At 70.9% G+C, this 17579-nt stretch carries 1 protein-coding gene (cut by a window edge); it reads right to left on the bottom strand.

Annotated features, from left to right (window positions below):
• On the bottom strand, window positions 1-17579 hold the 5' end (the start) of the coding sequence (locus AB0H56_RS02360) for a non-ribosomal peptide synthase/polyketide synthase (protein WP_357156255.1). 26395 nt of this gene lie to the left of the window's left edge; 17579 of the gene's 43974 nt are visible here — the first part of the coding sequence; its start codon is at window positions 17577-17579; its stop codon lies off the left edge, out of view.

The following is a 17579-nucleotide window of genomic DNA, read 5'->3' as shown; positions in this document are numbered from 1 at the left end:
TCGTCGAGCTCGGCGTAGGACAGGGCTGTCCCCTGGAACACGACGGCGTCGCCGGTCGGGTTCTGGGCCACGGCCTCGGCCAGCAACGAGCGCAGGGTGCGCGCGGGCACCGGCGCCTCGCCGACCCGGAACACCAGATCCGCGCGCTCGTCGGAGTCGAGGACGTCGATCGCGCCGACGGGCACCGAGGCGTCGGCGGCGACGGCCTCGAGCACCCGCTCCCAGCGGGTGGCGATGGCGTCGACGGTGGCCTCGTCGAACAGTTCGGTGGCGTAGTTCAGGGCAAGCGCCATCCCGCCGCTGCCGGGTTCGCCCAGCTCGGACAGGGTGAACTGCAGGTCGAAGCGGGCGACGCTCTCGTCGAGATCGAGCGCCGACACGGCCAGGCCAGGCAGTTCCAGCGTCGTGCGGTCCAGGTTCTGGAAGGCCAGCATCACCTGGAACAGCGGGTTGCGCGACTGCGAGCGCTCGGGCGCGAGCAGTTCGACCAGCCGCTCGAACGGCACGTCGGCATTGCCGTAGGCGTCGAGGTCGGCCTTGCGGGTCTGCTCGAGCAGGTCGGTGAACGACTCGGCCGGGCGCACGCCGGTGCGCAGCACCAGCGTGTTGACGAACATGCCGACCAGGTCGTCGAGGGCCTGCTCACCGCGGCCCGCGATGGGCGTGCCGATGGCGATGTCGTCGGAACCGGACAGGCGCGCCAGCAGCACCGACAGCGCGGTGTGCATGACCATGAACAGCGAGGCGCCCTGGCGGCGGGCCACCTCGTCGAGCCGGGCGATCAGGTCCGGCGCGAGCTCGCGGTGCACGGTGGCACCGCGATGGGAGGCGATGGCCGGGCGGGGCCGGTCGAACGGCAGGGTCAGCTCGTCGGGGACGCCGGCCAGCTGCTGCTGCCAGTAGCCGACCTGACGCGACATCAGCGAATCCGGGTCGTCCTCGGTGCCGAGGACGGCGCGCTGCCAGACGGCGAAGTCGGCGTACTGCACCGGCAGCGGCGCCCAGCCGGGCGCGGTGCCCTGGGCCCGCGCGGTGTAGGCGCGCATCACGTCGCGGGTCAGCGGCGCGATCGAGAAGCCGTCGGCCGCGATGTGGTGCACGACCACGACGAGCACGTGCTCGGTCACGTCCACCCGGAAGAGCCGGGCGCGCAGCGGAACCTGTTCGGCCACATCGAAACCGGTGGAGACGAACTCGGTGACGGTCTCGAACAACTCGTCGGTGGCGACCGTGACCGGGCGCAGGTCGAGCGAGATGCGTTCGGCGGCAACGATCTGCTGCACCGGGGTGCCGCCGTGCTCGGGGTAGCGGGTGCGCAGCGACTCGTGCCTGCGCACCAGGTCGGCCAGCGCGAGCGCCAGCGCCTCGGTGTCGAGGTCGCCGGTCAGGCGGATCGCGACCGGCAGGTTGTAGGCGGCGGAGGTGGTGTCGTACTTGTTGAGGAACCACATCCGCTGCTGCGCGAACGACAGCGGGACCAGCTCGCCCTCGGTGCGCTCGCGGGCGACCAGTGCCGCGCGCGCGGTGCCGCCGGTGTGCGATTCCACCCTGGCCGCGAGCGCCTCCACCGAGGACGCCTCGAACAGGGCGCGCACCGGCACGGTGGCGCCGAGCGCGGCGCCGATGCGGGCGACCACGCGGGTGGCGATGAGCGAGTTGCCGCCGAGGTCGAAGAAGTCGTCGTCGACGCCGACCCGGTCCAGGCCGAGCACATCGGCGAAGACGGCCGCGACGGTCTCCTGCACCGGGGTGACCGGCGCGCGGAAGGCCCTGGCCTGCACCGCGGGCGCGGGCAGCGCCTTGCGGTCGAGCTTGCCGTTGACGGTCAGCGGGATCCATTCCAGGCGCACCAGGGCGGCCGGAACCATGTAGGCGGGCAGCTGCTCGGCGGCGCCGGCGCGCACGACCTCGAGGTCGGGCTGGGCGTCGCCGTCGGCCACGACGTAGGCGACGATGCGCTGATCGCCCGGCTGGTCCTCGCGCACGATGACCGCGGCCTGGGCGATGCCGGGCTGGGCCAGTACGGCCGCTTCGATCTCACCGAGCTCGATGCGGAAGCCGCGGACCTTCACCTGATCGTCGGCGCGGCCGAGGTATTCGAGTTCGCCGAAGCGGTTCCAGCGCGCGAGGTCGCCCGAGCGGTACAGCCGGGTTCCGGCCTGGTTCGGGCCCGCCAGCGGGTTGGCGACGAAGCGGGTGGCGGTGAGGTCGGGGCGGCCGAGGTAGCCGCGCGCCAACTGTGGTCCGGCGACGTACATTTCGCCCGCGACACCGACCGGCACCGGGCGCAGCCGGTTGTCGAGCACGTACACGCTCAGGCCCGCGATGGCCCGGCCGACGACCGAACCGGCCGCGGCGGCAATGGTTTTCGCGTCCAACGCCCGGAACGACACATGCACCGTGGTCTCGGTGATGCCGTACATGTTGACCAGCGTCGGCGAGCTGTCGCCGTGCCTGGCCACCCAATCCGACAGCCTGCGCAGCTCGAGCGCCTCACCACCGAAGACCACGTAGCGCAGGGCCAGCGGCGCGAGGCCAGGTCCGGCGTTCCGGTCGGCCTCGGCGAGCTGGTAGAACGCCGACGGCGTCTGGTTGAGGACGGTCACCTGCTCGACGCGCAGCAGTTCCAGGAACTGCTCGGGCGAGCGCGAGGTGTAGTAGTCCACGACCACCAGCGAGCCGCCGAACAGCAGCGGACCCCACAGCTCCCAGACCGAGAAGTCGAAGGCGTAGGAGTGGAACAGCGTCCACACATCGCGCGGGCCGAAGCCGAAGTCGCGGTCGGTGTTGGCGAACAGGCGCACCACATTCCGATGCGCCACCGCGACGCCCTTGGGGCGGCCGGTCGAGCCCGAGGTGTAGATGACGTAGGCGACATTGTCCGGCGACAGCGGCGCCAGGCGGTCGGCGTCGGTCACCGGCAGGTCGTCGGCGTCCTCGACGTTGCCGGTTTCCACGGCGAAGCCGTCGAGCACCACCGAGGGCAGGTGCGCCGGAACCGTCACCTGCACCGTGGAATCCAGGACGACGCTGGTCGGCCGGGAGTCCTCGAGCACGTAGGCGATGCGCTCGGCCGGGTAGGTCGGGTCGACGGGCACGTAGCCCGCGCCGGTCTTGACCACCGCGAGCAGCGCGACGACGAGGTCGAGCGAGCGCGGCAGGATCACCGCGACCAGCGATTCGGGTCCGGCGCCGTCGGCGATCAGCCTGCGCGCCAGCACATTCGCGCGCCGGTCGAGCTCGGCGTAGGTCAGCGACTCCATGCCGAACTTGGCGGCGATGCGGTCCGGGTGGGCCGCGGCCGCCGCGTCGAACAGGTCGACGAGCGTGGTGTGCTTGTTGCCGAACAGCCCGCGCCGGTAGCCGGCGGGCGTGCTGGCGTCGTGGATCACCGGCAGGCCGATGGCGTCGGCGCCGGAGGACACCCAGCGCTGCGCGACATCGCGCTGTTCGGCTTCGCCGAGCAGGTCGATGTCGCCGACGATCACGTCCGGGTTCTCGGCGACACCGCGCAGCACGCGCACCAGCCGGTCGCCGAAGGCGGCGACGGTCTCGGCGTCGAACAGATCGGTGGCGTAGTTCCACGACATGGCCAGCGAGCCGTCGGCGGCCTCGCCCACGGTGAGCTGGATGTCGAATTTCGCTGTGCCCGGGTCGAAGTCGACGACGTCGAGGTCGAGGCCCGGCAGCGCGACGGTGCCGGTGTCGGCGGCGGTGGCCGCCTCGAAGGTCAGCGCCACCTGGAACAGCGGGTGGTGCGCCTGCGACCGGGTGGGGCTGAGCACGTCGACGAGGCGTTCGAACGGCACGTCGGCGTTGGCGAAGGCCGACAGGTCCACCTTGCGGACCTGGTCGAGCAGCTCGCCGAAGCTCGCGCCGAGATCGACCTCGCTGCGCAGCACCAGGGTGTTGACGAACATGCCGACGAGATCGTCGAGCGCGCGCTCGCCACGGCCCGCGATCGGGGTGCCGATCGCGATGTCGGTGCTGTTGGACAGGCGCGCGGCCCAGGTCGCCAGCGCCGCGTGCATCACCATGAACAGCGTGACGCCGTGCGCGCGGGCGATCTCGGTCAGCGCCGTGTGCAGCTGGGCGTCGACCGAGAAGCGGTACAGGTCACCGGCATTGGTGGCGATCTCGGGCCGGGGCCGATCGGCGGGCAGCTCGAGCTGATCGGGCAGATCGCGCAGCTGCTCGGTCCAGTAGCCGAGCTGGCTCGCGGCCACCGACTCCGGATCGGACTCGTCGCCGAGGACCTCGCGCTGCCACAGCGTGTAGTCGGCGTACTGCACCTCCAGCGGGGCCCAGGCGGGCACCTCACCGCGCACGCGCTCGGTGTAGGCCACCACCACGTCGCGCAGCAGCGGGCGCAGCGAGAAGCCGTCACCGCTGATGTGGTGCATGACCAGCACGGCCACATGCGTCCGCTCGTCCACGCGGAGCAGGGTGGCGCGGAAGGGCACCTCGCGGGTGACGTCGAAATGCACGGTGGCCAGCTCGATGACCCGCGCGGTGACCTCGTTCGCGGCGACCGGCTGCGGGGGCAGCGCGAAGCGCACCTCGTCGACCGGCATGACCTGCTGGTAGCCGGCGCCCTCCACCTCGGGGTAGAAGGTGCGCAGCGACTCGTGCCTGGCCATCACGTCGGCGACGGCGGATTCCAGTGCGGCCGTGTCGAGTTCACCGGTGAGCCGGATGGCGACCGGGATGTTGTTGACCGCGGTGTTGTGGTCGAAGCGGTTGAGGAACCACATCCGCTGCTGAGCCTGCGAGAGCGGGACCAGCTCGGGCCGCGGGCGCGGCTCGAGCGGGATGCGCCCGCCGCGGCCGGTGGCGGTCTCCACCCGGGTGGCGAGCGCGGCCACGGTCGAGGCCTCGAACAGCGCGCGCAGCGGCACCTGGGTGTCGAGCGCCTCGGACAGGCGCGCGGCGACCCTGGTGGCGACGAGCGAGTTGCCTCCGAGCTCGAAGAAGTCGTCGTCGAGGCCGACCTGACCGGCGCCGAGCACCTCGGCGAAGGTGGCGGCGACGATCTGCTGCACCGGGGTGACCGGCGCCTGGAAGGTGCGCGCGGCGAACACCGGCGCGGGCAGCGCCTTGCGGTCGAGCTTGCCGGAGGCGTTGAGCGGGAAGGCGTTCAGCACCATGAACGCCGCGGGCACCATGTACACCGGCAGTTCGGCGCTCAGCGCCGCCTTGACCGCGTCGGTGTCGACGGTGGCGCCGGACTCCGGGATGACGTAGGCGACCAGCTGGTCGCCGGTGCGCTCGTCGGCGCGGACCACGACCACCGACTGCGCGATCGACGGCTGCGCGGTGAGCGCGGACTCGATCTCGCCCAGCTCGATCCGCAGACCGCGCAGCTTCACCTGGAAGTCGGTGCGGCCCAGGTATTCCAGCTCGCCGTCGGCGGTCCAGGTGACGAGGTCACCGGTGCGGTACATGCGCTCGCCGGGCGCGAACGGATCGGCGACGAAGCGGTCCATGGTGAGGTCGGCGCGGCCGACGTAGCCGTGGGCCAGCTGCACGCCCGCCAGATACAGCTCACCCGCGACACCCACCGGAACGGGCCGCAGGCGCGCGTCCAGCACGTAGAGCCGGGTGTTGAACACCGGGGCGCCGATCGGCACGGTGTCGGTGTCGGCGTCGGTGACCTCGTGGTAGGTCACGTCGACGGCGGCCTCGGTGGGGCCGTACAGGTTGTGCAGCGCGGCGCCGGTCAGCTCACGCAGGCGCTGCGCGGTCGGCGCGGGCAGCGCCTCGCCGGAGGCGAACACGTTGCGTAGCGAGACACATTCGGCGGCAAGGGGTTCGGTGACGAACACGGCCATCATCGACGGCACGAAGTGCACCGTGGTGACCTGCTCGGCCGCGATCAGGCGGGCCAGGTAGGCCGGGTCGCGATGCCCGTCCGGCTTGGCCACCACCAGGCGCGCACCGACCTGCAGCGGCCAGAAGAACTCCCACACCGACACGTCGAAGGTGGCCGGGGTCTTCTGCAGCACCACGTCGTCGGCGGCCAGCCCGTAGGCGGCGTGCATCCACACCAGGCGGTTGACGATGGCGGCATGGCTGACCGCGACGCCCTTGGGGCGGCCGGTCGAACCCGAGGTGAAGATGACGTAGGCGGTGTTGTCCGAACGCAGCGGGCGATGCCGGTCGGCATCGGTGACCGGCTCGGCCGACTGGCCGGACAGATCGAGCTGGTCGATGCGCACCTCGCGCCCGCCCGCGGCGGGCAGGCTCTCGCCCGCGGTCAGCACGCACACCGGCTGTGCGGTGTCGAGGATGTGTTCGATGCGCTCGGCCGGGTGATCGGGGTCCAGCGGCACGTACGCGCCACCGGCGGCGGACACGGCGTACATACCGACCAGCAGGTCGATCGAGCGCCGCATACCAAGGGCCACATACGATTCCGGGCCGACGCCGGCGTCCTTGAGCCAGCGCGCCAGCTTGCGCACGCGGACCGCGAACTCGGCATAGGACAGACTCGTCCCCTCGAAGGTGAGCGCGGTGGCGTCGGGCGTGCGCGCGACCTGTGCCTCGAAGAGCGCGTTGAGGGTGGCCGGATCGTCGTCGCTCGGGGTGCTCAGCGCCGCGTCGACGGCGAACTCGGTGTCGTTCCAGCGGTCGAGCACGAGGGTGCGCTCGGCGTCGTCGAGCAGTTCGATGTCACCGACGGCGACCGTCGGATCGGCGACGATGCCCCGCAGCACGCGCAGCAGGCGCGCGCCGAAGGACGCGGCGTACCCGGCGTCGAAAAGGTCGGTGGCGTAGACGAGTTCGGCGTCGAGGTGGCTGTCGTCGTCGGCCGGGACCTCGCTCAGCGCGAGCTGCAGGTCGAACTTGGCCACGTGCTGGTCGATGCCGAGCTCGGAGACGGTCAGGCCGGGCAGTTCCAGGGTGGTGCGGCCCAGGTTCTGGAACGAGAGCATCACCTGGAACAGCGGGTGGCGCGACTGCGAGCGGGCCGGGTTGAGCACCTCGACGAGGCGTTCGAACGGCACGTCGGCGTGCGCGAAGGCCGCCAGGTCGTTCTCGCGGACCCGGCCGAGCAGCTCGGTGAAGCGGGCGGCCGGATCGACCTGCGCGCGCAGCACCAGGGTGTTGACGAACATGCCGACCAGGTCGTCGAGTGCCTGCTCGCCACGACCGGCCACCGGGATGCCGACGGCGATGTCCTCGGTGCCCGACAGCCGCGACAGCAGCGCGGCGAAGGCACTGTGCACCACCATGAACAGCGTGGTGCCGTGCTCGTGGGCGACCCGGTTCAGCGCGTCGACCAGCTCGCCCGGTACCTCGAAGCGGTGCGTGCCCGCCTGGTAGGTGGCCTGCGCCGGGCGCGACTTGTGGCCGAGGCGCAGCTCGTCGGGCAGGTCGGCCAGCGCGCCGCGCCAGTAGTCGAGCTGCTCGGAGATCAGCGAGGTGGGATCGGTCTCGTCGCCGAGGGTTTCGCGCTGCCACAGCGCGTAGTCGACGTACTGGATGGCCAGCGGCGGCCAGCCCGGCTCGGCGTTGCCGGTGCGGGCGACGTAGGCGGTCATCAGGTCGCGCACCAGCGGGCGCAGCGAGAAACCGTCGGCGGCGATGTGGTGGACCACCATCACCAGCACGTGTTCGCGCTCGCTCAGCTCGTAGACGCGCAGGCGCACCGGCGCGTGCGCGGTGACGTCGAAGCCGCGGCGGGCGAACTCGTAGAGCGAGGTCGCCATGTCGGTCTCGTCGGCCTCGACCAGTTCCACGTCGGGAATGGAGACGGCTGCGGCCAGCACCTTCTGATAGGCGGTGCCGTCGTGCGAGGGGTAGATGGTGCGCAGCGACTCGTGCCGGGCGATCACGTCGGCGACGGCGCCGCGCAGGGCAGGCAGGTCGAGCAGGCCCTGCAGGCGGACCGCGACCGGGATGTTGTAGGTGCCCGCGTCGCCGTTGTCGCCCAGGTCGAAGCGGTTGAGGAACCACATGCGCTGCTGGGCCAGCGACAGCGGCGGGTGCTCCGGCCGCGGCCGTGCGGTGAGTTCGGCGCGCACACCGGTGCCCGCGTGCGACTCCACGCGCGCGGCGAGCGCGCCGACGGTCGGCGCCTCGAACAGGGTGCGCACGCCGACCTCGGCGTCGAGCGCCTTGCTCAGGCGGGCCGCGACCTGGGTGGCGACCAGCGAGTTGCCGCCGAGGGCGAAGAAGTCGTCGTCGACGCCGACGCGCTCGGCGCCGAGCAGATCGGCGAAGATCTCGGCCACGATCTCCTCGATCGGGGTCGAGGGCGCGCGGAACACCTTGGCCTCGAACACCGGCGCGGGCAGCGCCTTGCGGTCGAGCTTGCCGGAGGCGTTGAGCGGGAACTCGTCGAGCACCACCAGCGCCGCGGGCACCATGTAGGCGGGGAGCTCGTCGGCCAGCCCGGCCTTGACCGCGGTGACGTCGATGCTCGAATCCGCTTCGGGCACCACATAACCCACGAGCTGGTCACCGGCGTGCGCGTCGCCGCGCACCACGACGACCGACTGCGCGACGCCCGGCTGGGCCAGCAGCGTCGCCTCGATCTCGCCGAGCTCGATGCGCAGACCGCGCAGCTTCACCTGGAAGTCGGTGCGGCCCAGGTAGTTCAGCTCCCCGTCGCGGGTCCAGGTGACGAGGTCACCGGTGCGGTACATGCGCGAACCGGCGGCGCCGTACGGGTTGGCGACGAAACGGTCGGCGGTCAGGTCGGCCCGGTTCAGGTAGCCGACGGCGAGCTGATCGCCCGCCAGGTACAGCTCACCCGCGACCCCGGGGGCCACCGGGTGCAGGCGCGAATCCAGCACGAACACCTTGGTGTTCCACACCGGGCGACCGATCGGCACCGACTCCACGTCGGTGTCGACGACCTCGTGGTAGGTGACGTCGACCGCGGCCTCGGTGGGGCCGTACAGGTTGTGCAGGCGCGCGCCGGTGAGTTCGCGCAGGCGCTGCGCGGTCGGCGCGGGCAGCGCCTCACCGGAGGCGAACACCTGGCGCAGGCGCACCGCGTCACCGTTGCCGTTGTTGCCGAGAGTGGACACGAACACCGACAGCATCGACGGCACGAAGTGCGCGGTGGTGATGTGGCGTTCCGCGATGATCTGCGCCAGGTACACCGGGTCGCGATGGCCGTCGGGCTTGGCAACGACCAGGCGCGCGCCGGTCTGCAAGGGCCAGAAGAACTCCCACACCGACACGTCGAAGGTGGCCGGGGTCTTCTGCAGCACCGCGTCGGCGGCGTCGATCGGGTACTCGTGCTGCATCCACAGCAGGCGGTTGACGATCGCGGCGTGATCGACGGCCACGCCCTTGGGCCGGCCGGTCGAGCCCGAGGTGAAGATCACGTAGGCGGTGTCGGCGGGCCGCAGCGGACGGACCCGGTCGGCGTCGGCGATCGGCGCGCCGCTGAAATCGGCGGGCAGCTCGATGTTCTCGACCGCGACGACGGTCACTCCGTCGGCGTCGAACCCGTCGCGGCGGCTGGTGAGGACCAGGCTCGGCGCGGCGGTCTCGAGGATGTGGCCGATGCGGTCGGCCGGCTGGTCCGGGTCCAGCGGCACGTACGCGGCGCCGGTCTGGAGCACCGCGTACATGGCGACGACGAGTTCGGTGGAACGCCGGATCGCCAGCGCCACATGGTCGCCGGGGCCGACGCCGTCGGCGATGAGCTTGCGGGCGATGCGGTTGGCCCGCTCCTGCAGATCGCGGTAGGTCAGCTCCTCGTGCTCGAAGACCAGCGCGACCGCGTCGGGGGTCCGCTCGACCTGCGCGTCGAACAGCGAGACCAGGGTGCCCGCCGGCACCTCACGCGCGGTGTCGTTCCAGTCGACGAGGACCTGCGCGTGCTCCTCGGGCGCGAGCAGATCGATGTCGCCGACCGCCACCTCGGGATCGGCGGCGATCGCGGCGAAGATGTTGTCCAGCCTGCGCGCGAACGCGGCGACCGTCGACTCCTCGAAAAGGTCACGCGCGTAGGAGAACTCGGCCGACATTCCGCCGGCCTCGCCGTCGGTGTCCTGCACCTCGGTGAGCGTGAGCTGCAGGTCGAACTTGGCGAGGTGGGAGTCGTAGTCGATGCCGCTGACCGACAGACCCGGCAGCTGCAGCGAGGCCTGCTTGTTGTTCTGGAACGACAGCATCACCTGGAACAGCGGATGACGCGCCTGCGAGCGCGGCGGGTTGAGCACCTCGACGAGCCGTTCGAACGGCACGTCGGCGTGCGCGAACGCCTGCAGGTCGGTCTCGCGGGCCTGGTCGAGCAGGGTCGCGAACGGCGTCGCGCCGTCGACCTGCGAACGCAGCACCAGGGTGTTGACGAACATGCCGACCAGGTCGTCGAGCGCCTGGTCACCGCGGCCTGCGACCGGGGTGCCGATGGCGATGTCGCTGGTGCCGCTGGCCCTGGCGAGCAGCACGGCCAGGGCGCTGTGCATGACCATGAACAGCGAGGCGTTGTAACGGCGGCCCAATTCGACCAGGGCGCGCTGGGTCTCACCGGAGATCACGAAGCTGTAGGTGCCGCCGCGGTAGGTCGCCACCGGCGGGCGCGGGTGATCGGCGGGCAGCACCAGCTCGTCCGGCAGATCGGCGAGTTCGCGCGTCCAGTAGTCGATCTCGGAGGAGATCAGCGACTGCGGGTCGTCCTCGGAACCGAGCACCTCGCGCTGCCACAGCGCGTAATCGGCGTACTGGACCGGCAATTCTGCCCAGGTCGGCGCCTCCCACGAGGTGCGCGCGGCGTAGGCGACGATGACATCGCGCGAGAGCGGCGCCATCGACCAGCCGTCGGCGGAGATGTGGTGCACCACCATGCCGAGCACGTACTCGGTCTCGCTGATCTCGAAAAGCCGTGCGTGCAGCGGCACTTCGCTGGTCACGTCGAAGGCCATCGACGCCAGGTCGATCAGGTGGTCGATGAGGTTGTCCTCGGTGACCCGGTACGGGGTCAGGTCGGGGACGATCTGCGCGGCGTCGAGCACCACCTGCACCGGGCCGCTGCCCGACTCGGGGAACACGGTGCGCAGCGACTCGTGCCGGTCGATCACGTCGATGACGGCGACCTGCAGCGCGGCCACGTCGAGCTCGCCGGACAGGCGGATGGCGACCGGGATGTTGTTGACCGCCGAGGCGGTGTCGAAGCGGTTGAGGAACCACATCCGCTGCTGGGCCAGCGACAGCGGCACCCGCTCGGGCCGCTCCCTGGCCACCAGCGCCTTGCGGGCGCCGTCACCGGCCTGCGATTCCACCCGCGCGGCCAGCGCCGCGACGGTGGGCGCCTCGAACAGCATGCGCACCGGAACCCTGGTGTCCAGGGCGATGCCGATGCGGGAGGCGACCTGGGTGGCGATCAGCGAGTTGCCGCCCAGCTCGAAGAAGTCGTCCTCGACACCGACGCGCGAGAGCTCGAGCACGTCGGCGAAGACCTGGGCCACGATCTGCTCGATCGGGGTGGTCGGCGCACGGAACTCGCGTACCTCGAACACCGGCGCGGGCAGCGCGCGGCGATCGAGCTTGCCGTTCACCGTCAGCGGGACAGCGGCGAGCACCATGATCGACGAGGGCACCATGTACGCCGGAAGACGCTGCGCCACATGGTCGGTCAGTTCGGCGATGTCGATCGAGCGGCCCGGCACGGCCACGACGTAGGACACCAGCGAGGTGCTGCCGCCCTTGTTCTTGTGCCCGATGCTGACCGCGAAGTCGACGGTCTCGTGCGAGGCCAGCGCGGAGTCGATCTCGCCCAGCTCGATACGGAAACCGCGGACCTTCACCTGGAAGTCGGAGCGGCCGACGTATTCGACATTGCGGTCGGCGGTCCAGCGCACCACGTCACCGGTGCGGTACATCCGCAGGCCGGGCGCGTACGGGTTGGCCACGAAGCGGTCGGAGGTGAGCGCGGGGCGGGCGTGGTAGCCGCGCGCCATGCCGACGCCGCCGATGTAGAGCTCACCGGCCACGCCCACCGGCACCGGGCGCAGGCGGTCGTCGAGGATCAGCGTGTGCACGCCGCGGATCGGGCCGCCGATGACGACCCGCTCGCCGGGGATCAGGCCCTCGGACAGGTTGGAGGCGATGGTGGTCTCGGTCGGACCGTAGACGTTGCCGAGCATGCGGCGCGAGCCGTCGGGCAGCGGGACGGCCCACTTGCTCACCAGCTCCGGCGGCACCGCCTCGCCACCGGCCGCGAGCACCCGCAGGTGGTCGAGGCCGCGCGCGTCGAAGGTGGCCAGCGCGGCCGGGGTGACGAAGGCGTGGGTGACCTCCTCGGTGATGAGGATGTCGCGCAGTTCCTCACCGCCGTACACGCCGGGCGGCACGACGACCAGGGTGCCGCCGCGACCGATCGCGAGCAGCATCTCCAGCACCGACGCGTCGAACGACGGCGAGGCGAAATGCAGTGCGCGGGTGTCGGAATCGAGCGAGTACAGGTCGATCTGCTCGGCACAGAAGTTGGCGACGCTGGCATGGGTCACCACCACGCCCTTGGGCACACCGGTGGAACCGGAGGTGTAGATCAGGTAGGCGGGCTGGGCCGGATCGGTCGGGCGCACCAGCTCGCGCGGCGCCAGCGGGGCGTCGGAGAGGTGGTCCAGGTCGATGTCGTCGATCTCGAGCCAGCTCACCGTGTTCGGCAGCTCGGCGGCCTCGGCGGCCACCGTGATACCAACGGAAACACCGGCATCGGTGATCATGTGCGCGATGCGGTCGGCCGGATAGTTCGGGTCGACCGGCACGTACGCGGCGCCGGTCTTGGCCACCGCCCACACCGCAAGCACCGACTCGAACGAGCGCGGCACCGCGACGGCGACGAAGTCCTCCGCGCCAAGACCCTGCTGGATCAGCAAGCGCGCCAACTGGTTCGAGCGGCGATCCAACTCGCCGTAGGACACAGCTGTCCCCTCGAACACGACGGCGGTCGCCTCGGTGTCGCGGGCGGCCTGGGCCATCAGCTGCGGCAGGGTGCGCGCGACCGCGGCGGGGGTGCCGTAGCGGGCGACCAGGTCGGCGCGCTCGGCGTCGTCGAGAACATCGATGGCGCCGACGGTGACGGCCGGGTCGGCCAGGATCGCGTCGAGCACACGCCGCCAGCGCAGCAGCAGTTCCTCGACGGTCGACTGGTCGAACAGATCGACGGCGTAGGTGAGCACGCCGGTCATGCCCGACAGCGAGCCGGTGCCGGTGTGCTCCTCGGTCAGCGTCCACTGCAGGTCGAACTTGGCCATGTCGACCTCGACCTCGTTCGCGTCGACCGAGAGGCCGGGCAGCTCCAGGGTGCCGTGCGACATCTCCTGGAACGACAGCACCACCTGGAACAGCGGATGCCGCGCCTGCGAGCGCGAGGGGTTGAGCACGTCGACGAGCCGCTCGAACGGCACATCGGCGTTGGCGAACGCGCTCAGGTCCGTTTCCCGGGTGCGGGCGAGGAATTCGCTGAACGGCTGGGTGGGGTCGACGTCGGAGCGCAACACCAGGGTGTTGACGAACATGCCGATCAGGTCGTCGAGCGCCTGCTCGCCGCGGCCGGCGATCGGGGTGCCGACGGCGATGTCGGTGGTGCCCGACAGGCGCGCGAGCAGCACCGCAAGCGAGGCGTGCATGACCATGAACAGGGTGACGCCGTTCGCGCGGGCCAGCGCGGCCAGCTGCTCGTGGGTCTCGGTGTCGATCTCGAAACCCACCCGGGCGCCGCGGAAGCTCTGCTGCTGCGGGCGCGGGCGGTCGCTGGGCAGGTCGAGCTGGTCGGGCAGGCCGTCCAGCGCGCGCTGCCAGTAGTCGAGCTGGCGCGCGGCCATCGACTCCGGATCGCTTTCGGCACCGAGCAGTTCGCGCTGCCACAGCGTGTAGTCGCGGTACTGCACCGGCAGCGGCGACCAGCCCGGCGCCTCGCCGGCCGAGCGGGCCAGGTAGGCGGTGGCGACGTCGCGGGCCAGCGGCCCGAAGGAGAAGCCGTCGGCGGCGATGTGGTGCACCACGAACGCGACCGCGAATTCCGGTGTGCCGTTGGTGGTTCCGCCGGTGACCTGGTAGATCCGCACGCGGATCGGCAGTTCCAGGGTGACGTCGAAACCGGTGGAGGCGAAGGTGATCAGCTCGTCGTGCAGCAGCGACTGATCGATCGGGGTCACCGTGATGCCGAGATCGAACTCGTCGGCGCCGAGGACCTGCTGGTAGCCGCCGTCGGCGTCGGGGAAGATCGTGCGCAGCGACTCCTGCCGCACGACCACGTCATCGAGCGCGGCGATCAGCGCGTCGACATCGACGCGGCCCTTCATCCGCACCACGAACGGCAGGTTGTAGGTGGGCGCGGTGGGATCGAACTGGTTGATGAACCACATCCGCTGCTGCGCCAGCGACAGCGGCACCTGCTCCGGATGCGGCAGCGCCACCAGCGGCGGCCGGGCCGAAACATCCGACGGCGCGGCGGCTTCCGCGCGGGCGGCGAGCCCGGCGACCGTCGGGGTCTCGAACAGCGCGCGCACACCGAGTTGGATGGCGAAGGCGGCGCCGATGCGGGCCACCACCTGGGTGGCGACCAGCGAGTTGCCGCCGAGTTCGAAGAAGTTGTCGTCGGCGCCGACCCGCTCCTGCGACAGCACATCGGCGAAGATGCCTGCCACGATCTGCTCGGCCGGGGTCCGCGGAGCCCGGAAATCGCCTGCGGCGGCGGTGAACACGGGCTCGGGCAGGGCCTTGCGATCCAGCTTGCCCGAGGTGTTGAGCGGGAACGCGTCGAGCACCATGATCGACGCGGGCACCATGTAGGTGGGCAGCTTCTCGGCGACGAACCTGGTCAGCGTCGCCGGATCGGCGGACTGGCCGGGCGCGGGCACCACGTAGGCGACCAGCTGCTGACCGGTGGCGGTGTCGACCACCAGCACCGCGGCCTGGCTGAGGGTGGGATGCGCGAGCAGATCGGTCTCGATCTCGCCGAGCTCGATGCGCTGGCCGCGGAACTTCACCTGGAAGTCGGTGCGGCCGATGTACTCTAGGACGCCCTCGGCGTTCCAGCGCACCAGGTCACCGGTGCGGTACATGCGTTCGCCCGGCGCGCCGACCGGGTTGGCGACGAAACGATCCGAGGTCAGGTCGGGGCGGCCGCGATAGCATCGGGCCAGCTGACGGCCCGCCAGATACAGCTCGCCCGGTGCGCCGATCGCGGCGGGGCGCAGCCGCGAATCCAGCACGTACACTTCGACATTCCACTCGGGGATACCGATCGGCACCGTCACGGTGTCGGCCTCGGTGGCCTCCCAGTAGGTGACCGAGACCGCGGCCTCGGTCGGGCCGTACAGGTTGTGCAGACCGGCGGTGGAGATCGCGCGCAGACCGGCGGCGGTCTCCGGCGGCAGTGCCTCGCCGATCACGAAAACCGCACGCAGGGTTGCGCATTGGGCCTGCGTGGCGTGCGCGACGAACACCGTGAGCATGGACGGGACGAAGTCCGTCACGGTGACGCCGTGCCGCTGGATCATGTCCGCGACGTAGAGCGGATCGCGATGGCCGTCCGGCGAGGCGATGACCAGCTTCGCGCCCACCATGAGCGGCAGGAAGTAGCCCCACAGCGACACGTCGAAGGTGGTGGCGGTCTTCTGCAGGTAGACGTCGTCGGCGGTCAACCGGTACTCGTCGAGCATCCACAGCTCTTGGTTGACGATCGCGTGATGGGTCACCGCGACGCCCTTGGGGCGACCGGTCGAGCCCGAGGTGTAGATCACGTAGGCCGTGTTGTCCGGGCGCAGCGGCGCGAGGCGCTCGGCATCGGTGATCGGGGTGTCGGCGAACGCGCTGGTGTCGAGGGTGTCCAGCTCGACCCTGGCGACGGTGTCGGGCAGGTCGAGGTCGTCACCGGTGGTGGTGAGCACGCAGACCGGTGCCGCGGATTCGAGGATGTAGGCGGTGCGGTCGGCCGGATGGTCCGGGTCGATCGGCACGTACGCGCCACCGGCCTTCAGCACCGCGTGCATGCCGATCACCAGGTCCAGCGAGCGGCGCATGCCGAGCGCGACCAGCGACTCCGGGCCGACGCCGTCGGCGATCAGGAATCGGGCCAGCCGGTTCACCTTCGCGCCGAACTCGGCGTAGGTGAGCGTGTCGCCCTCGAAGTCGAGCGCGATGCTGTCCGGGGTGCGCGGGATCTGCGCGTCCAGCAGCGCGGGCAGCGTGGTGGCGGGCACCTCGTGCGCCGAGTCGTTCCACTCGGTCAGCGAGCGCTCCAGCTCGGCGGCGCCGGTGACCGGCAGGCTCCACACCGGCGCCTCGGCCGCGGCGGCGAGGAAGCGGTCGAAGAACTCGAGGAAGCGGGCGTGGTGGGTGCGCGCGTCCTGCGCCGAGTACAGGTTCGGGTTGGTCTCGAAGTCGATGTGCGAGCGGGTGCCGCCGTGCGACTGATAGAAGTTGACGCCCAGGTCTTCGATCGAGCCGGTGGAGAGCACGTTGAGGGTGCCGTCCATCTCGCCGAAGCGAAGCGCGTTGTCGAACAGCATGATGTTGACCCACGGACCGAAGAACTCCGTGGCGACCATGCCGTCGCCCGCCGCGTCACGGCGGATGTCCTCGTGCCGGTAGCGCTGATGGCGCAGCGCCCCTGACACCTCGGTGGTGACCGAACGCAGCAACTCGGCGACCGTGGTGTCGTGCCCGACGCGCAGGCGCAGCGGGACGATGTTGGAGGTCACACCGCCGGAGCGACGCATCACGGCCGTGGTGCGGCCGGTGACGGGCAGGCTCAGGATCACGTCGGAGGTGCCGGTGATCTGCGCCAGATACGCGGCGAAGCCCGCGATCAGCAGCGGCGCCGAGGTGGTGTCGTGGCGCTCGATGGCCGCGCTGAACAGCTCGTCCTGCGCCGGGCTCAGCGCCGCGCTGGTGACATCGTTGACCGGAGACGGCGGCGCGGAGCGGCCGGTGAGGCTGCTGCCCTCTTCCAGTCCGGCGACGCGCTGGGCCCAGTGCGCCTTGTCGGTCGCGAACCGGGAGCTCTCGCGGTAGGCGATCTCCGAGTCGTAGAGGGTGCGCAGGTCGGTGGCCTTACTGGCCGGCGCCTCGGTGCCGGTGACGGCCGCGGTGTAGAGCTGTGCCGTGCGATTGACGAAGTTGTTGGCGCCGAAACCGTCGAGCACGATGTGGTGCACGCGGGCGTACCAGTACCAGCGCTCGTCCTCGAGCTGCAGCGCCGCCGCCTGCACGAGGCGGTCGTTGACGATGTCGAGCGGACGGCTGTACTCGCGCCGCATCCACTCCGCCGCCGCTGCCTCCGGATCGGCCTCGCCGCGCAGGTCGACGTAGATCAGGGTGTCGTCGAGGGTGAGGTCGACGGTCTGCATCGGCTCGCCGTCGATCTCGACGATGCGCAGGAAGGGCGACTGCTGTTCCGCGCCCGCCGCCGAGCTGGCGCGCTCGAGCGTCGCCACGTCGAGGGGGCCGCGCAGGTCGACGTACTGGGCGATGTTGATCGGCACCTGTGGGTCGACGTGCTGCGCGTACCAGATACCCAGCTGAGCGGGCGAGAGCGGGAAGTACTCCGCAGAGTCTCCACGTCCGTCACCAGTTTCGCCGTTTCCGCCGAAATCCAGCCGGTCCAA

Origin of the sequence: Nocardia sp. NPDC050717, assembly GCF_040654275.1 — a bacterium.
Taxonomy (GTDB): Bacteria; Actinomycetota; Actinomycetes; order Mycobacteriales; family Mycobacteriaceae; genus Nocardia.
Note: the sequence above shows the minus strand (reverse complement) of the source record. Positions and strands in the feature narration are given on the sequence as shown.